The sequence below is a fragment of the Kitasatospora sp. NPDC057940 genome (genome assembly GCF_042887425.1).
Classification (GTDB): domain Bacteria; phylum Actinomycetota; class Actinomycetes; order Streptomycetales; family Streptomycetaceae; genus Kitasatospora.
The window spans coordinates 204,482-223,874 of record NZ_JBHVPH010000011.1 but is presented as its reverse complement, the minus strand read 5'-3'; the positions used below and the strand labels follow the sequence as shown (position 1 = coordinate 223,874).

Sequence of the window (19,393 nt, the reverse complement as noted above, 5' to 3'; positions counted from 1 at the left end):
CCGAGCGGAGAACACCACCGAGCCGGAGGACTGGCGTGAGCAGCAGTGTCGTCGCAGGACTGTGCCGATTGAGGTTCCACGCGCCGGAGGTGGTCTTCGAGCTGGCCGTCCCGGCCGACGTACCGCTCGGCGACCTGCTTCCCGCCATCCTCGGCCACGCCGGCCCGGACCTCGCCGAGACCGGGCTGGAGCACGGCGGCTGGGTGCTGCAACGGCTCGGTGAGGACCCGCTCGACGAGGAGCAGAGCACCGAGGCGCTGAAGCTGCACGACGGCGACGCGGTCCACCTGCGCCCGCGCCACCAGGCCCTGCCGCCGGTCCACTTCGACGACCTGGTCGACGGCGTGGCCACCGGCATGAACGAGCGCGGCGACACCTGGCGCCCCGCCCTCACCCGCCGCCTCGCCCTCGCCGTCACCCTCACGGCCCTCGCCGCCGCCTGGGTGCTGCTCGCCCTGCCCGGCCCGGCCGGCCCGCGCCAGGCCGCCGCGGCGGCCGTCGCGGCCCTGCTGCTCCTCGGCGCCGCCAGCGCCTCCCGCGCCATGGCCGACGCCGGCGCGGGCGCCGCGCTCGGCGCCGCCGCCGTCCCGTACCTGGGCCTCGCCGCCCTGCTGCTGCCCAGCGGCCCGGGCGGGGACGACCTGCTCGGCGCCCGGGTGCTGGCGACCGCCTCCGCCGGGGCCGGCGCGGCGGTGCTGGCCCTGGCGGCGGTGGGCGGGGCCGCCCCGCTCTTCCTCGGGCTGGTGCTGGTCGCCGTGCTCGGGGTGCTGGCCGGGGTGCTGGTGCTGGCGGGGCTGACGCTCGGCAAGCTGCTCGCCGTGGTCGCGGTGGTGGCCGTCCTGATCGGCGCCTTCGTGCCGTCCTTCGCCTTCCGGCTCTCCGGGCTGCGGCTGCCGATGCTCCCGCGCAACGCCGAGGAACTGCAGGAGAACATCGAGCCCGTCCCGGCCGCCGCCGTGCTGCCGCGCGCCCTGATCGCCGACGACTACCTGATGGCCCTCTACACGGCGATCGGCGCCGTCTGCGCGGCCTGCCTGACCGTCCTCGCCTTCACCGACGGATGGGCGGGCCCGGCCGAGGCCACGGCGCTCAGCCTGCTGCTCCTGCTGCACGGCCGGGCCGTCGGCAGCATCCGCCAGCGGCTGAGCATCCTGCTGCCCGGGGTCTACGGCGGCCTGGTGCTGGTCTCCCGGGCCGCGGAATCGGCCTCGCCCACCGAGCGGCTAGGCCTGCTGGGCGGCCTGCTGGCGGTGGCCGTCGCCCTGCTGGTCGTCGCCTGGACGGTCCCCGGCCGGCGCCTGCTCCCCTACTGGGGCCGGATCGCCGACATCCTGCACACCCTCAGCGCCCTCTCCCTGCTCCCGCTCGCCCTCCAGGCCTGCGGCGTCTACCACACCCTGCGGGGCCTCGGCGGCTGAGCCGCCAAGACCCCGGGGGCGGGCCCCGACCGGTTCATCCGGTCGGGGCCTCGTCGTCTTCGGCCGGCGTGGGGACGTACCGCTCACGGCAGATCTGGTAGATCCGTCGCAGCTCGAGATCGTTCAACCTACCGACCACAAGACTGGCTTCGGCGATGAGCCTCCCGCGCATCTGCTTGATGGTCTTCCGGCTCGTGATGCCGGGATTCCTGTCTTTCACCATCTGCTCGGCAAGGGCCTCCGCGAGCCCGGTCCTGACCGCCGTGAGGGAGTTCCTGAGGGCGCTCTCCTGGCTGGGGGTCATGACGGCGAGAGGCTCGCCCTCAAGAATCGCCCGCTCGTTGTCGGCCGCCCAGGTGATCCCGAGCGCCTTCAGCTCGAGTTCAAGGAATCGGGGCACCTGCTCCGCACACGCGGCGGCAGCGTCCAACTCGATCTGGTCCGCGCGCTCTTCCGCCGCGGTCAGCCTCTCCTCGACCAACCGCCACACGGCAGGATCGAGCTTTTCCTGGAACTCGCCGAGTTCGCGCAGGTACGGCATGGTCCGCCGGGCCATCTCGAAGCCGGTCATCTGCTCGAGGGGTTTCATCCCCTCCAACGCCGCCTGCACGGACTCCAGCTGGTGCGGATGGGACGCGTGCCTGATTCCCCGGGGCTCGTCGTGTTCCCCGAAATAGAATTCGATCGCACTGCGGATCGCCGCCTCGTCCCGCACGTGGAATTCGCCCTGGAATTCTCCGCTCATCTCCGTGTCCCGGCCTCTCGGCCAAGTGACGAACGCCCGCCCGTAGTTCCGCCCGAAAGCGTTCTCCAGCAGCAGTCCGCGCGTCCACCCCTTCGACTGCTTGATGTTCGGCAGTTGCCCGGAACCGTTGCGGTGCAGGCTGATGTCAATCGAGATGATCTTGATTCCGGCGAAGGAGAGCTCATCCATCACGCCACTGCGCATGCCGACCGCACCGGCGACGTTGTACGTGTCCGAGAGGTATTTGAGGAGCGCGAGCTCCTTGCGGCGATTCCCGACCGACGGCCAGTTCCAGTACTCCCGCAGGGCCGGACCGGCCACGTGCGCAGGCTCCTCGCCCATCGGAACGATGACGACATCGGGCCCGAGCGCGGCCCGGGCCTGCTCGATGATCTGCACCACACCACGGGTACCGGTGTCCAGCGCCGGCGCGTTGGCGCCGGCCCGACCACTGTGTCCGCTGGCACGGTACACCACGAACAAGTGCTTCGGCCCCCCCTGCCGGTCCGCCGGGGCCGGCCCGAAGCCCCCGTACTCCGGGCTCTCCAGGTCCCGCCTGAAGGCCTCGCCCTCTTCCTGGGTGTAGTGCCCGTAGCCGGCGGCGAAGTCCGACACCCGGGCGGCCGCCAAAGTGTGCTCGTCCGCCGGATCCTGGTAGTCCCTGACCCTGCTCTGGATGACCTCCAGTTCCCCCGTCAGTTCATTGATCTGCCGGTTTACCTCCCTGCTCCTCTCGGCCCTCGGCGCGACGCGCTCCGCGAGCGCCACGTGCCCGGGAACGAAGTCCCGCATGAGGTACTTGGCGAGATCCATCGTCGCGCTGGTCTCGTTCCGACCGGACCAGCCCGACAAGCGCGAGGCGGTTGTGTACATGACCCTGCGCCCCGACGCGATCAGGTCGTCGTGCAGATTGATGATCTGTTCGACCTGCGTCTTGGTCGCCTCGGTGACGTTCCAGATCAGCAGGTCGCGATCCGGATAGGCCACCATGGCGGCGCGCATGTGGTACATGTCGCCGGAATTCTCGGCCCTGATGTAGTAGGTGGTGTCCGGAAGTCGCCTCACCTCGTCCAGCGTCAGATGGTCACTGGACGCCGTCACCCACAGGTGGGTGTCGGGCGTGATCGCGGGAACAGGCGTGCTGGCCGACTGTTCCGCGTTCTGCTGTGCTTCCCGGGGCTCCCAGTGCAGGCCGCCTCCCTCCTCCGCGGAGTTCCTGCGGACGGTCCACACCTCAGCGGAGCCGCCCGGCCGGGTGACCGCCACCGTGGCCACGGTGGCGGTGTCCCGCAGCCGCAGCTCCAGCGCGGCGTGGGCCGATTCTCCGGTGCCGTAGTCGTACGCCAGTCGTTCCAGCCTCCTCGACCCGGATGCGCCGCCGCCGTCCGTCGGGCCGTACGCCTCCCCTGCGATCCGGTTCTGCTTCGGCGGTTGGAGCAGTTCCAGGGCGCGGGTGCGCTGAACCGACCACTCGGCCGCCGGGGGCCTCGGCGCGGCCGGGGCCTCCGCCACCGGCAGGGGCACCGACACGTCGAAGGTCATCAGGACCGAGTAGACGGAATCGCTGTCGCTGCTCGAAGATCCGGCGGCGGTCTGGTCCTCATCGTCCGAATGCCCGGCGGCGACCTGATCCTCATCGCCCAGATGTCCGGCGGCAGCCTGTTCCGAGTCGCCCAGAACCACCGGCACGGGCTGGTCCGGGTCGATGGGCTCCTGCTCGGTGGCCTGGGGGACGGGCTCCTCGTCCGGGCGCAGGAGTTCCTGGCCTCGTGCGGTGGACTGGACGGTACCGTGCTCGGTGACCGCCAGGTGGTACCAGTTGCCGGAGCCCTCGACCCTCGGCAGGCCGCCCGCGGTGTAGCCGACGCGCTGGGCGACGACCATGCGGGGCTGGTCCCCACCCGTGACGTGGAGCAGGCCCCCGGCGGCGAAGGCCTCGGGGCGGCCGAGCAGTTCCAGCGCCGGGCTGAGCGGCAGGTTGTTGGCCGCCGCGAAGGCCCGGCGGGCCGCGAGCGCCTCGTGGAGGGCGAGCAGGGTCCGGTCGGCGAAGGAGAGCTGGTGCTCGGGGCCGGCGCCGGGGACGTGCGGGCGGTAACCGGAGTTGCAGGAGAGGAAGCGCAGCGGCTCGCCCTGCCACTGGCCGCCCTCGGCGAGCCGCAGCAGCGCGCCCGCCATCTCCTCCGGGCTCAGCTCCCGATCGAGCCAGGTCGGCGCCCCGTCGGGCCGCCTGGAGTGGTAGGCCACGGTGAAGTAGTTCGGGTCGCGCGGGAGGCGGGCGAGTGCCCTCATGACCTCCCGCGAGCCGGCCTGGTCGCGCTCGTTGAGGTCGGCGAGCAGGTGCACCTGGTTGTCGGTGCCGGGCAGCGGCGTGGCGAGCGCCTCGGCGACGGCGTCGGAGGTGGAGCCGCGGCTGATCGTCTGCCCCTCGGGGTGCAGGACCGAGTACAGCACCCGGTGGTTGCTCACCGACTGGACGACGGTGGTCTCGCTGATCGGGATCTCCATCTCGATCGGGACGAGGCCCTTCACGGTCTCGGTCCGGTCGCCGTCCCGGAAGGTCAGCTGGACCTCGGCCTGGCCGACGTAGCGGGCGGCCGGGGTCGGGATCTTGGCGTTGGCCACGGTCTTGCCGGAGGAACCCGCGGAGGGCCCCTCACGCCACCGGTGGCCGCCCCCGCCGACGACGCCGACGGTGAACTCGGCGGCGCCCTTGGTGCCGAACTTGGCGCCGAGCTGGCCCTGGGCGTTCCACCGCCGCCAGTCGAGGCGGGTGTGCCGCCCGCCGCTGGTGACGTCGTTGGCCGGGCTGAAGGCGGCCGCCTGGTTGTCGCTGTGGTACTCCAGCTGGACGATCGAGATGGTGGCGCTGATGCCGGCGTCGTCGACGAACAGGCGCTTGCCGGCCGACGGGGTGTCGATGGTCCGGCCGTCCTGCACCACCGCGTCGCGGCGCGGGGCGTTCGGGTGCTCCTGCGACGGCGCCAGGATCTCCCGGCCTCGGGCGACCGACCCGAACAGGGCGGACAACTGCGCGTGGCTGTGGGTGTTCCGGGCGACGGACTCCAGCCAGGACCACGTCCCCTCGCGGAAGAAGCGCTCACCGAACACGGTCAGCAGGTCCCGCACGCCGGAGGTGTCGTCGAGCCAGCGCACGATGCCGGTGTCGTGCAATCCGTTGGTGAACACCGATTCCGGCGGCCGCCGGACGACCTGCGTCTCGGACGGCACGGCCGGGGGGATCGGGGGCAACTGCCGGTTCGGATCGTCCGGGCGCGGCGGCCGGACGGGCTCGCCCCGGCCGGACTCCAGCAGCACGTCGGCGTAGATCCGCGTCTCCACGACCGTCCGCCGGTACAGGCCGACGCGGGCGAGCCGGTCCCCCGTCCTGACCAGCTCCCGGTTGAGGGTCTGGAACTTGGACGGGGCGGCGCTGCCGCCGGCTTCCTGGCGCTCCCTGTCCTGCCGCCGGAACATCTGCTCCCGTGCCTCGCGGCTGGGGCGGATCTTGTGCGGGGAGGCCAGGCTCACCGCCGGCTTGCGCTCGAACTCGACCTTCAGCACCACCTCCGCGCGGTAGGACCTGCCGTCCGTCACCTTGCTCTTGACCGCCGTCCCGCTGGCGGCGCCGGCGCTGCCGTGCTCCAGCCGGTCGACGCCCCACGCCCCGGTGAGGCTGCCGCCGGCGACGAGCGCCGCCCCCGTGGCCAGCACGTCGGTGGTGGCGAGCAGGCTGCCGGTGATCGCGTTGCCTTGGCCGCCGCCGGTGTTGGTCCCGCCGTCGGAGCTGGTGAGCGAGGTCTGGGCACCGTGGCCGATGTTGAACTCGACCGTCACCGGCGCCGAGTTGGTCGGGGTCAGCTCCCGCACCTCGGCGGTGATCCACGCCCGGCTGCGGCCGTGCTTCACCTCGATGGGGTGGCCGGCCATCACCGACTTGAGGTCGGTGTGCAGCCGGCCGAAGTCCAGTTCGGCGACCAGCTTCCGCTGCATGCCCGGCCAGTCCTTGCCCAGGAAGCCCGCGGCCGTGCGGCCCAACGCCTGGACGACCTCGTGGGCCGTCCCCTCCCGGACCGTCCCGTCCGGGCCCAGCTCCCGGTAGACGGCGGTGACGACGTCGGAGGAGCCGAGCCGGTGGCTCGGCAGCCGGCGCGCGGGCGCGGCCGGATCGAGGGTGCGGTGCGGCGCGGCCACCACGGCCGACACCGGAACGGTCAGGTCGTCAAGCCTCGCCGACCGCTTCGACGGCTCGAAGGAGACGGTGAACTCGGCCGTGGAGTCGGACAGTCGAGCCGGCTCCGTGGCCTTGGCCCGGCTGTTGGTGCCGCCGGTGCGGTCGATCGAGAGCCCCTTGACGAAGTCACGGGTGTGCGAGGCCTCCCCGGCGAGGTCGACGTGCGGGACGGAGCCCCCGAGCTTGAGCCTGAACCGGAACCGGGTGCGCAGGTCGGAGGTGGTGCCGGTGGTGGTGCGCTGCTGGCTGCCGACCTCGAACTCGAAGCCGGTGACCAGTGCCTCCCTCGGCCGGGGGTTGATCAGCTCGGCCGCGACCACGACCGTGCCCTTCCACCCGTCGAGGTCGACCGGGATCCTGATCCGCTCGCCCCGGCTCAGCCGGGACAGCGCGGCCTTGAGGCCGACCGGGTCGACCTCCCTGGCGAGCCTCGCCAGGACGCGCTCGGGCACCGGGTGGCCGGACTGTCGTTCGAGCGTCTCCCTGATCTGCCTCAGTACGGCGGTGTCGCCCCTGCCGAGGCTCAGCACCACGTCGGACTGGCCGAGCCGGGTGACCGTCCGCTGCGTGGTCGCCTGCTCCGCGACCTCCTGGTGCGGGGCCGAGGGGCCGGTGAAGCCGTTCCGCTCCTGCTCGCCGACCTGGCGCAGTGCGGTGTGCAGCTGCTCCAGGCTCAGTTCGGCGGAGAGCGGGACCGACCCGCGGTGCTCCCCGTTGACCATCAGGTCCAGGGTGATCTCCGTCCGGAACAGCTCCTGCGCACTGCCGTACTTGCCGTTCGCGTAGCTCTTGCTGGACTCCCCGCCGCGCCACCCGTCCCGGACCCGCGACTCCGCGGAGGCCGTGACGTTGCCCTGCATGCTGTCCTTGAAGGGTTTGCCCGCGGAGTCCAGCACGTCCCGGGTGTGCACCGGGCCCTTGCCACCGCCCTGGCCCTGCACGGTCATGGTGTCGGAGCGCAGGTGACGCGACGAGTCGAAGGTGGTGCTCTCGCGGATCGGGTTGAGCTCGGCGTTCCGCTGGGGCCGCACGTGGTCGATCCGGGTGACCCGGGCCGTGACGGCGACGTGCATCTTCGCCAGCGGGCCGAGGGTGACCTCGGGGCCGCGCAGTTCGGATCCGCGCGACATCCCGACCAGGTGGGCGCTGACGGCGGCGTGCGAGTAGGCCTGCAGGACGTCCTCGCGCACCGCCGACCAGCCCTGTTCACCGCCGAACACCTCCCGTCCGATCCGGTCGAGTGCGGCGTGCAACGGGGCGACGCTGCGCAGGTCCCGGACGGTGGTGGTGTCGGGCAGCCCCCGCCAGAACTCGTCCCGGGGAGCCAGGACCTGGTCTCCCACCGCATGGGCGTGCTCGGGGGGCGTGAGCTGCTGGGCGGCGGTGAACACGGGCGGCTGCGTGCCGAGCACGACCTCCTCGACCGGGGTGACGAGAATCGCCTCGGCCTGGTCGATCACCGTCCGGAAACCCAGGGCGACGTGGGCGTCCTGGTTGGCGGGCTGGGACAGCCTGCTGCGCCAGCCGAAGGTGACGACCAGGTCGGCCGTCCCCTCGAAGAGCACCGCCGGGTTCTTGACCTTGGTGCCGAGCCCCAGGTCGTCGCCGGAGCCGTGGAGTTCGACGTCGTCCCGGCCGGCCCGGCCGCCGATCCCGCCCCCGGCACCGCCGTTCTTGGCGGCCCAGTTGCCGACCGAGGACGGCAACGTCTGCCAGTCCTTGCTGCCGGTCTTCTGCTCGACGTGCGAACGGGTCGTCGCGGTCGCGATGTTGAGCTCGGTGGTCGGCAGAACGTGGACCTGCTGCATCCGGGAGACGGTCCCGCCGCCGATGGTGAGCACCGCGGCGGGCCCGGTCAGGCTGTCGTCCACGATGGTCAGCTTCTGACCGGACATCACTCCCTTCAGCTCCTGGTGCAGGGTGCCGAGGTCGAGCTCCTCCAGCAGCCTGCGCTTGAGCGCGGGCCAGCGGCCCTCGAAGTACTGCTCGGCCTGGCCCTCGAAGCCCGCCACGAACCTGGCCAGGGCCGCCGCTCCGTTGGCCACGGGCGTGACGGGCTGCTCCCTCACGGCGAGTTCGATGTTGCCCTCGGCGTCCGGCACGGGCGCCGGCGCGCGGTCGACCGGCCAGACATCGGTCACGATGTGCGAGCCGGCCAGCCGCAGGTTCTCGGCGGTCTCCCGCGGCACCGTGTAGTGGGCCTGGGGCACCTGCGGCGCGTTCGCGGTCTCCCGCACCGGCACGGCGACCCGCCCGGTGAAACCGAGGTCGATCGGCTGCGGCACCTTCCACGGCCCAGGTGCGCCCTGGAGGCGGGCGTCCAGGAACTCCACCCGCACGTTGAACGGGGTGTCGAACAGCGCCGCCGGCTCGACGGTCTTGCCCCGGGCCAGTGTCCTGCTGGCCTCCGCGGTGGCACTGCCGTGCAGCCAGCCGTGCTGATAGCCGAGCGTCTCGGTGAGATCCCCCGAGCTGCCGAACTTCGCCTTGAACTGCACACCGAGGTTGGCCTGCGTCAACCCGTCGGAGGTGACGCCGATCATGCTCTGCTGCTCCGAGCCGTACTCGAACTCGAAGCTGGACACCGTCCTGACGTACGTGCCCTCCCTCGCGCTGCCCGTGATCCGGACCTGACCGGACCACTGGCCGGCCTGGAAGTCCACCTCCCGGACGTCGCCCCGGGACAGCGCGGACACCGTCGGCCGCAGCACCTCGCCGCCGAACAGGCTGTTCGCCAGCGTCCGCGCGGCATCCCGGTCCCCGTGCAGCGCCTCGGCGAACCGGTCGGTGAGCTGGTTCAGGATCTGCACGTCGTCGTGGTTCAGAGCGACCAGGACGTCGTACGCGGCCAGCCCGCGCTCGCCGACGCGGGCCGGCGGTAGCGGGTCGGCCGGCGGCTCGACCGTCCCGTCCATGAACTCCTGGAAGCCCTGGTACATCTCCTCGACACGCTGCTCCTCGGACCTCCCCGCCATGAACTCCTGGAAGCCCTCGTACATCTCCTCGACACGCTGCTCCTCGGACCTCCCCGCCATGAACTCGCGGAAGCCCTGGAACAACTCTTCGACGTGCTGCTCTTCGGTCCTCGCTTCCATGAACTCCTGGAAACCCTGGTACATCTCCTCGACACGCTGCTCCTCGGACCTCCCCGCCATGAACTCGCGGAAGCCCTGGAACAACTCTTCTTCACGATGTTCCTCGGTCCTCGCTTCCATGAACTCCTGGAAGCCCTGGTACATCTCCTCCTCGGCCCGGGCCCGGCTGACCTGGTTCGAGGGCCGCGCCTGGACGGACTGCGGATCGGGCCCGTAGAGCTGCTCCAACAACGGCAGCAACTCGGGCTCGTTCTCACGGACCCAGTCAGCACCGTTGTTGCGGGGCTTCCCGGTCTGCGGGTCGTTCCCGTGGTTCGTGCCGAGATACGTGTTGCTCAACTGAGCGAAGAACTCGTGCACATCCGCCGACGAATAGTTGCCGACCAACTCACCCGCAGCATTGCGCCGCGATCCATCGGGCCAGGCCGTGACCGACTCCTCGCCGAACACATCAGCCAGACCATCAGCGAGACGCTTACCCCGGTACGCCTCCTCGACGAGCGCCCTCTGCTCACGGCTCAGCCCGAACTCCAGGATCGCGTGCGCGAGTTCGTGAGTCGCCGAGGAATACCCCTCCGGCTGCGTCGGGTGCTGCCCGACCGTCGTCCGCTCACCGAGCAGGTTCTCCTCGGGAATCGCCACCACAAGCTCGTCGTTCGCCCCCCGCAGCTGCTCGACACTGCGCCCGTTACCCGCATCACCACCGGCCACCAGCCCACGAAGCCGCTCGAAGCCCGCCACACCGGTCAACGGCACGTCACGCGGCACCACCACCACCCGCACACCAGCCGCCACCAACCTGGCCGCGACCTCCTTGTCCTGCAACATCCGCGCCAGCTGCAACTCGGCCTCCCGCCGCGAAGCAACCGGCTGATGCACACGGGAGTCCACGTCGATCACCAACCGCGCCGCCGCCTGCGCAAAGTCCTCCGCCGACAACTCCGACCGCAGACCCTCCACAAAAGCGGTATCGGCCGCGAGCTCCCGCCGCGCCTCCGGACCAAGGTGCTCCAACGCCTGCACCCGCTCATGCAACGGACCCGGCACCGGCATCCCGCCACCATGCTCCACCACCAGCGGATTCACCACCACCGACTCCTCCGACACCCCCGAAGGCGCCGACCGAAGCCTCTTCTCCGCCGGATCCTCCGGCTCCGAGTCACTGTTGTGGTCGAGCTGCCGCTTCTGCCCACCCTCCTCCACCGGAGCACTGACGGGAGCCGGCACGGGAACCAGGGAGGAGTAGTGACTGTCGGAGAGGAACAGGCGGACCTCTCCGTTGGTCGCGGGGGCATCGGCTATCGGCACCACGGGGTGCCAGTTGACCCCGTCGAAGATGTTCAACCGCACCCCCAACGCCGAGGCGACGATCGACGGGATCAGGTCCCCGTTGGACCCCGCCCACCACCCCTGGGACTGGGCCATCCAGCGAAGGTCTCCGAAGGTCGACCCGCGCTCGGCCGCGAAGGCGGTGACCAGCTCCCTGTTCTGGTTGATCCAGTCGGTGACGTGGGCGCGCATCTGCAACGCATCAGTGAACCAGGGCAGTTGCTGGTTGACCGAGTTGTAGAGACAGTCCCCGTCGCGCGGCACGTCCTGGATGTAGTAGCCCTCGCGGGCCGCGAGGGCACTGTTGTGGAAAGCGCGTTGGTACGACCACAGTTCGGGCAGCCTGGGCAACCCGTTGGTGACCATCCACGTGTACATCTCCTCGGGGGAGGCGTTGGCGAACTGCGGGTTGTCCCTGAAGAAGTAGTCCACCCCGCTCAGATACTGCTGCGCCCAGTCTCCGCCGCCCGAGGAGGTCTCGAACTCCTGCCGCAGCTTCTCGTACCGGCGCCGCAGGTGCTGGACGCGGTCGGTGGCGAACTGCCCTGGGTCGACGAGCGGCCGGTCGCCCGGAAGCCCCAGCTGCTTCCGGATGTCGCCCATCGCGTCGTACCGGAAGCCACGTTCCCCGGCGTAGACCTCCACCGGCTTGCGCCCCAGAACGCTCCCGCCCCGCGGCTGGTGACCGCGGTCGACCACGCCCGGCGGCTGAACCTCGCCCCTGCCCGCCGGTGCGTTGCCCATGCCACGCTCGCCCGGCGGCCGGAAGGAGTCGTGTTTCGCGTCGAACTGGGTGGTGTACTTGCCGGACGCGGTGGGCGGGAAGTCGATCGTCACACGCTCGTAGCCCGGCGCCTTGCCTCCTAGCGCGGCCTTGCCGGTGCCGTAGTCCAGGTGCCAACGCTCCATCCGCTTCCGTCCGCTGGCGCCCACCTCTTCCAGGTACGTGACGTCGTGGCCGAGCAGTGCGGAGGCTTCCAGGTTCCCGGAGCGGGCCCCGAGGTGGTTCATGTCGTACTGGCGGTCCAGGAAGTCGTACAGCCTCAGCTGCCCGGTCCTGAGGTTCTCCGTCCACGCGGAGGGGTCCGGTCCGCCGTCCCTCCAGAAGCCGGTGATGTGGTGGATCGTGTCGATCCCGAGCTCCGCGCGCATCTCCGCGACCAGCTCGTCCCACTTCCCGTTCCGGGAGGGGTGGGGGTCACCGGTGATGAGCACCATGCCGTGTTCGCGGGCGAACTCACGCAGGAGCTGGCGCGCCCCCTGGAAGCTCGTGTCGTGCTCCATCCGGCTGCTCAGGTCGTCCCACCGGGTCGCCTTGCCGGTGAAACGGGACCACAGCACCAGGACCTTAGAGCCCGCGGCCGGCAGCGTGATCCCACGGTCCGTCAGCCAGTCGGCGATCCGCTGATCGTGTGCAGGAGTCATCTTCCAGGCTTCGCGGACCCTCAGACGCAGTTCGTCCGAGAAGTCCTTGGAGACCTTCAAGGACGCGAACGTGACGTCCCTGACCATCGCGTCGTGGTCCTCCTGCGAGACGGCACCCCAGCCTTCCGCCATCTGCGCGGCCCTGCCGTCGAGCACCTCGAAGAGTCTGCTCTTGTTCATGCTCGGCACGTCCACCATGTGGATGCGGTCCGCAGAGATCCCGCTGGAGAGGTAGAAGGCCTCGATCTCCCGGGATTTGTCCTTGGGGTCGACGGCGCGACCGTCCGCCGTCTGCGGCCCCCGCGCGATCATGACGTGCAGATGCGGGTCGTTGAGCAGCGCGACCGAGATGCCGAACTGGTCACCGGACGCATAGCCGGGCTGTTTGATGACCCGCCGACTGCCCGGCGGCAGGTGGTCGTCGCCGAGCACCCTCGGCGCGACGTCGAGGGGCCCGCCCTCGTGCGAGCCGGTCCCGTGCGGAGCCGACACCGGGTCCACCCAGACATGCTCACGGTCATGCGGCGACGCCAACGACCAGGCCTCGTCCCAGGTCCGGCCATGCGTAGGAGCCGGGTCCAGGTGCCCCACGACCGACGAGATGAGCTGCAAGTGCCGCTCACGCAAACCACCCTGCCGCAAACCCTCCGGCGCCGGAGCCCGGTGGTCACCCAGCAGACTGCCCTCGACCGCAGGACGATGCGCCAGACCCGAAGCCCGGTACTCGTCCCGCAGACCGATCTGATGGCCCAACTCGTGCGCGTAGTCGATCGGATCCGCGTCCAACCACCAGGACCTCTGATCCATCTCCCGACCCCGCGAGACCAGGTCCACCGTCAGATGCGCCCGCTCACCCAGCCCGGCCCGCAGCACCGTCACATGCATCCGGTCACCATTGGCCAACCGGTAACCAGGCGCGTTGAGATACTCCTCCACACCCTGAACAACCTTGTCCCACACCAGAGCCGTGTTGTGACCCCGGCCACCCTCGACGAAATCGATCCGCACCGTCAGATCGGTCACCGGACCCTCATGATCGAACCGACGCGCCTCGAACGACGACTGCACGACGAAACGCGGCGTCCGATCCACCACCATCCGCGGCGCCGACACCGGCGACTCCACGGACCCATGCACGACCACCGTCTCGTCGGAGGCGTGGACGACCGCCTCGTCGTCGGGCCGGGGCCGCAGCGTGAGGTCGGACGGGGCCTCGGTGTGCGGCGGTACGGGCTGCTCCTCGGGCCGGGTGGTGGCGCCGGTCAGCGCCGTCTCGATGGACTCGGAGAGGTCGTCCTGCCGAGGGCGTTCGTGCGAATCCGTCTCGCGCGAATCCGTGTGGTGGCCCGCCCCCTCCGGGGTGTCGGCCCGGGGGGTGGTCCGGATCAGCGCGAGCTGCTCCTCGCCGGCCGCGGCCTCCTCCTCCCGGCGGCGGGCGAAGGCGTCCTCGTGGCCGCGTTGGTGGGCGCGCCAGCCGGCCGCGTCCAGGTGGGCGAGCTTCCACAGTTCGCGGTACCGCGTGAAGAACTCGTCGCCGTACTCGCGCTTGAGGAAGGCGATCACGTCGTCGGTGAGGACGTGTGGCGCCGCCCGGTCCTCGAAGCCCGCCGCGGCGTCGCGCAGGGCGGGCGCGGCCTCGGCCTCGAAGGCGGCGTGCTCGACCAGTTCCTCGGTGAGCTCCCGGTGCCGCGCGTCCCACTCCTCCTGGCGGACCTTCAGGTCCTCGGGCTTGCCGAACACCTGGTCGAAGGCGGTGGTGATCCGGTCCCGGTGGCCCTCCTTCAGACGGCCGATGCCGTGCCCGGTGAGGCCGCCGTGTTCCTGGGCGGCCTTCTCGGCGGCCTCCTCGGCGGCACGGCGGGCCCCGAGGCGGGCGGCCTGGTGGGTGAGCCGGTCGTGCACGGCACCGGTGCCGGTGAGCTCGTCGAGTTCCCGGCCGAGCGCCTCGGTGTCCTTGGTGCCTCGGTTGAGGTGGTCGGCGACCAGCCGGTCGGCGGCCTTGGCCAGTTCGCGGGTGACGGTGCCACGGGCCTGCTGGACGTCGTGCTCGGTGGCACCGAAGGCGGCGGCCCGGTCCTTGCGCTCGGCGCCGGCGTCCGCGTTCCAGGATTCGGTCGCCTTCTCCGCCTCCGTGGCGGCGCGCCGGATCACCGCCTCGCGGACCGCCTGGACGGCGAACTCGTGCGGCAGGCCCTGGGCGCGGCCGGCCAGCGCCAGGCCGAAGAGGTCCACGGCCTGGGTCCGCTCGCGGCGCGGTCCGGCGGCCGTGTCGACGGGGCCGGCGACCTCCTCGAAGTCGGTGGTGAGGCGGTCCCGCAGCTGTTCCCTGATCAGGGTCACGCTGTCGGGCGACAGCTCGGGGCGCTCCGTCACCCCGGTGGCGGCCAGCAGGTCCCGGTCGGCCTGGGAGAGGCGGCCGTACCAGTCGGTGGTGGCCCGCTCGACGAGGTGCTCGGCCTGGGCGAGCGCGGTCTCGTGGTCGGCGCGGAAGTCGAGTTCACCGCGCAGGTGCTCGGTGAGCCGGTTCAGGGCGTGCTGGGCCTGCGCGTTGCCCGCCCCGGTGAGGTCCTCCGGGCGGGCGTAGATCCGGGCCACCTCGGCCTCGGCCCGGGCGCTGAATCCGCCCCGCGCCTCGCTGCGGATCAGGTCCCGGGTCACCGCCGGGAGGTCGGCGTGCGAAACGGCGGCGGCGCCGTCGCCGAGGGCGCGCGGCGGGGCGCTCCACTCGGTCACCGTCCGGTCGAAGCGCTCCATCGCCACCCGGACGGCCGCCTCGCGGACCGCGGCGAGGTGGGTGATGCCGTCGAGGCCCGCGAGGATCTGCTCGCGGTCCTGCGGCCGGGCCGTCAGCTCCTGGTACATCAGGTCCTTGGCGCGCTTCCACACCGCCGCGGGCAGGCCCGGCGGCGCGTCGTCGGGGAAGCGGACGGGCCCCTCGGTGAAGGCCTCGCGGAGCAGTTCCTCGGCCTGCGCGTCATGGACGTGGCCGCTGCCGTCCGGGTCCTGGCGGAGCTTGTCGGCCGCCTCGGCGAGCTTGGCGTCGTAGGCGTCCTGGAGGTCCCGCTGGGCCTGGCGCCACTGCTCCTCGCGCCGACCGCCCTCCTCGGCGCGGACGTGTTCGGGCGCGTCGGTGTAGTGGTAGGCCGGTGGCGGTTCCTGGCCCGGGGCCGATTGTCCGTGCTCCTGCGCGGATTTCGCCGCGTCGCCGAAGACCGAGGCCTCCGCCATGTCCGTGTGCTTGGAGCCCGACGTGTAGTGCTCCGGCAGCGGCGAGGGGTACGAGCGCACCAACGGCTCACCGGCCTCGATGCGCGCCCTGCCCTCCTCGGAGGCGGGGTTGACGTACTCGTACCAGTTCCCGCCGCTCTCGACGACCGGCCGGCCGGCCGCGTCGAAGCCGACCTTCGCGGCCACCACGACGTGGCCCGTGCCGGGGCCCTCCTTCATCGCGGTCGGGGAGTCGAACCCCGGCACCACCCAGACCGGGCCGTCGGCCGCCACCGCCTTGACGTCGGCGAGCTTCGGGTCCGCCCAGATGTGCTCCATCACCTCCTGGACGTAACGGGCGTTGAGCGGCCCGTTCAGGTCGCAGGCGACGAACTCGATCGTTCGCCGGTCCCCGCCGAGGTGCCCGGTCTGGGCGAGCCCGCGCACGACGGCGGCCAGCTTCTCGGCGGACAGCTCGTGGCCCTTGTGCATCGGCAGCCCGTGCTCGTTGGTGTGGATCACCACGGCGAAGCGGGACGGGTCGAGGGGCAGGCGTTCCAGGGCTTTCAACGTCTCCTGGGACGGCCTGTCACCGAGCACCCAGCCGGGCTGCCGCTCCGGGCCGGCGGACGGCAGGTGGTGGCCGTGCTCCTCCGGGGTTGTGGACTCGTTGATGTCCAGGTACTGAAGTTCCTCGTTGTGGGCACGAGTGTTCTGCTGCTCGGGGGTGTTCTGCTGCTCGGGCGCCTTCTGGTTCTCGTGGGAGTTCTGGCTTTCCCGGCCGTTCTGCTGCTCGGGAGTCTTCTGCTGTTCCCGGGTGTTCCCGTTCTCCCGGCCGTTCTGGTTCTCCCGACCGTTCTGCGGCTCGGGGGTCTTCTGCTGTTCCCGGGTGTGCTCGTTCTCCCGGGTGCCCTGCTGCTCGTGGGGGTTCTGCTGCTCCCGGCTGCCCTGCTGCTCGTGCCCGCCGGTCACCGGGACGTGGGCAGGCGGGGTGGGTTCGGACGTCGTGGCGTGAGCGGGTGCCGGCTGGTGCGCCGGGGGCTCCTCCGTCGGCTTCGGCCCCTGCTCGTGGGAACCGCCGCCGGACGTAGGCACCTTGGCCGGCGGCTCGGGCTTGTTCGACGTCTCCCCGGGGGCCTTGGCCTCCGTCTTGACCGGAGCGTCCTTGGTCTGCCGCTCCCCCGTCGTGGACGACTGCGACCTGGAGCCCTCGGAACTGGTGTGGAAGTCCTTCGGCTGGGTGGCGTGCTCGAAGTTCCCCTCCGCCGCCAGCCGGGCCTCGCGGGCCTTGGGCCCCTCCGGCCGGGGGATCAGCAGCGAGGTCGGGTGCCCCATCAGGGTGGACGCGATGGCCAGCAGGGTGCGCGGGTGACCCAGGCCGTAGTACTTGCCGTCGCTGGTCATCGAGGACTCCGCGTCCCACGCGCGGATCTTGTCCTGGAACCGCAGTCGCGCCGGGCCGGTGAGGGTGTGCCCGGCGTGGCCGATCGCGCCCATGGCGACGCCCGCGAAGAAGGTCTCGGCGGTGACCGAGAACGAGCCGTCGCCGAAGATCGAGTTGTAGGTGCCCTCGGTCAGGATGTTCTGGACGCCGCCCTTGAGGTAGCCGCCGATGCCCTCGCCGAACTTGTAGAGCATCTGCAGTGCGGTCTGCGGCCGCAGACCGTCCATCAGGTGGAGCGTCCGGTCCGCGAGGTCCTTGACCGCCTGGTGCTCGCCGCCCTTGCCCGCGTCCTTGACCGCCGCGTCCAGGAGCTTGCGGACGGTCCCGAGGTCCACGGCGTAGCGGGCGCCGCTGCCGGCGATCGTCTCGGCGACCTTCCGCCCGGCCTCGTTCGCCAGGTCCTTGGAGATGCCCAGGCTCCCGAGCTGCTCCTCGAAGGACTTGCCCATCTCCTGGGTGAACTTCTCGACGTTGGACAGCTTCTTCTCGGCGGCCTTGACCGCGTCCTCCGCCGCGTCCTTGGCCCCGGCCTTGGCCGCACCCTCCGCCGCGTCCTTCGCCCCGGCCTTGGCCGCACCTTCCGCCGCGTCCTTCGCCCCGGCTTTGGCCCCGGCCTTGGCCGCACCCTCCGCCGCATCCTTCGCCCCGGCCTTCGCCCCAGCCTTCGCCGCACCCTCCGCCGCATCCTTCGCCCCGGCCTTGGCCGCACCCTCCGCCGCGCCCTTGGCCGTGGTCTTCGTCGCCCCCTCGACCGCGTCCTTGGCCGTGGTCTTGGCCGCGCCCTTGAGGCCGTCCTTCACCCCGGTTTTGCCGAGGCCCGCCAGCCCGCCTTCCCCGGTCTTCTTGAGGGTGTTGAGTCCCGCGCTCTCCAGCGAGTGGCCTGCGCCCTTCGCGAGTTCGGCTGCGGTCTTCAGCTCGGCGCCGGCCAGGTTCTTGAGGTTGTTCTGCAACTCCTTGCCGATGCCGCCGCCGAACACCTTCCCGAAGAGCTTGCCGAAGCCGAAGGTGAGCAGTTCCAGCGGGCCGGTGAGCAGGCCGTTGATCGCGCCGAACTCGATCGCCTGGAGGAAGGAGTCCTTCTCCCAGTGGTCCTTGTGGCCCTGGCCGATCTGGATGCCCTGGATGATCCCGTCCATGATCATCGAGGTGGTGATGTTCAGGAACTCGTGCAGGGCGATCTGCTTGAACAGCCAGATGAAGACCTGCTTGACCAGTTCCCTGGTGGCCATCTCGGCGGCGAAGATGGTGGCGAGCGAAGCCCCGAAGGTGAGCGGGATGTTGGCGATGGCCCAGGCGATCTGCGCGGCCAGCTGGACCAGCTGGGCGATGATCATCCACTTGGCGTACTCGACCTGGTTGGCGGTCTTGTGGGCGTAGTCGCCGAGTTCTTTCGCCGAGTCCCCGGAGGCCGTCACGTAGTCGGTGCCGCCGTCGGCGCCGATCAGCTGCCCCATCTCCTGGACGAACCGGTCGGCCGCCTCGCCCTCGAACTCGTCCTTGACGTAGTTCACCAACTCCAGCAGATAGGAGCGGAGTTCGGGGACCTTCTTGTAGATCTCCAGGTAGTCGTCACCGGCCGTGCGCAGCCGGTCCTCGTTGGCCTCGGGCCATTTCATGCCGGTCACGAACCCGAACAGCTTGGCCAGGGCCGGGGGAAGCATGATCGACACGGGGGCGTACTCCTGGCGTTCGTCGAGGGTCGGGCGAAGCGGGCCTGAACATGAATCTGACGAATCGTCAGTTCAGGTTCCTGGCCTCCTCGTCGGCGTTCTTCAGCATCTCGGAGGTCCTCTGACCCTTGGTTCCGGCGCCCTCGACCTTGTCCCGCACCTTCTTGAACAGGTCGTCGAGATCGGCGGTCGGCCCGTCCACGTTCTTGTGGTACTCCTTGCCGATGTCGTCGTTGCCCGCCGAGGTCTTGTTGAACTCGTTGATCTCGTCGGTCCACCGGCGGACTTCCTCGATGGTGTCCGAGAGCGGGCCGAACTTGGCGAACTTCTCCTTCAGGTCCGCCATGGCGGTCAGCTGGGGCTTAGCCACGGAACTCCTCCTGCCGGTCGCGCTTGCGACGGTCCGCGGCGGCGGCCTCGTCGGCGTAGCCGGGCCGCATCTCCCGCAACGGCGCGAAGAGGTCGTCGAGTTCGGTCCCGCCGGTCATCGAGGCCCGCAGCGCCTCACCCAGGCCGCTGAACGCGCCCATGGTCTCCGCCACCCGCTCGCCGATGTCGGCCCGCGCGGTGTTCAGCACGTCGGCCAGGACCTGCCCCAGCTGGGCCGGTGCCATCGACCGGTACGCGGTGGTGTGGAAGACCAGGGACACCACCTGCCCCTGCGCCCCGACCGTCGCGGTGACCATCCGGTCCTTGGACGTCACCGAGGCGGTGGCCGCCTGCAACTCCTTGGCGGCCACCGCCATCTTGGCCTGCTGCTCCTCCAGAGCGGCCATGGCCTGTTCGATCTGTTCGGCGTACGACAACGCCATCACCCGCACTTCCGTCT

The 19,393-nt window shown here is 70.9% G+C and carries 4 protein-coding genes; 1 reads left to right on the top strand and 3 read right to left on the bottom strand.

The window, feature by feature from the left end; translation table 11 throughout:
• Window positions 1-68: 68 nt before the first annotated feature.
• Window positions 69-1,418 carry a type VII secretion integral membrane protein EccD gene (gene eccD, locus ACFVTF_RS19370; protein WP_387814921.1) on the top strand — a complete coding sequence of 450 codons (1,350 nt, stop codon included), beginning with the start codon at window positions 69-71 and terminating at the stop codon, window positions 1,416-1,418.
• A gap of 34 nt (window positions 1,419-1,452) precedes the next feature.
• Here the strand turns inward: eccD and ACFVTF_RS19365 are convergent, their stop codons facing one another.
• The 3 genes from ACFVTF_RS19365 to ACFVTF_RS19355 form a co-directional block, all read right to left on the bottom strand.
• Window positions 1,453-18,564, bottom strand: a complete 17,112-nt coding sequence (locus ACFVTF_RS19365; RefSeq protein ID WP_387814919.1) for a hypothetical protein — start codon at window positions 18,562-18,564, stop codon at window positions 1,453-1,455.
• A 67-nt stretch (window positions 18,565-18,631) separates the two neighbouring features.
• Window positions 18,632-18,934, bottom strand: coding sequence for a hypothetical protein (locus ACFVTF_RS19360; RefSeq protein ID WP_387814917.1), 303 nt, complete (start codon window positions 18,932-18,934; stop codon window positions 18,632-18,634).
• On the bottom strand, window positions 18,927-19,376 hold the full coding sequence (locus tag ACFVTF_RS19355; protein ID WP_350879529.1) for a YbaB/EbfC family nucleoid-associated protein: 450 nt from the start codon (window positions 19,374-19,376) through the stop codon (window positions 18,927-18,929). Before ACFVTF_RS19355 ends, ACFVTF_RS19360 begins: the two co-directional genes overlap by 8 nt.
• Window positions 19,377-19,393 lie beyond the last annotated feature (17 nt).

What these genes read in the sequence shown, in the direction of transcription:
- ACFVTF_RS19355 (WP_350879529.1), bottom strand. Translation starts at nt 19,376, where the DNA reads ATGGCGTTGTCGTACGCCGAACAGATCGAACAGGCCATGGCCGCTCTG.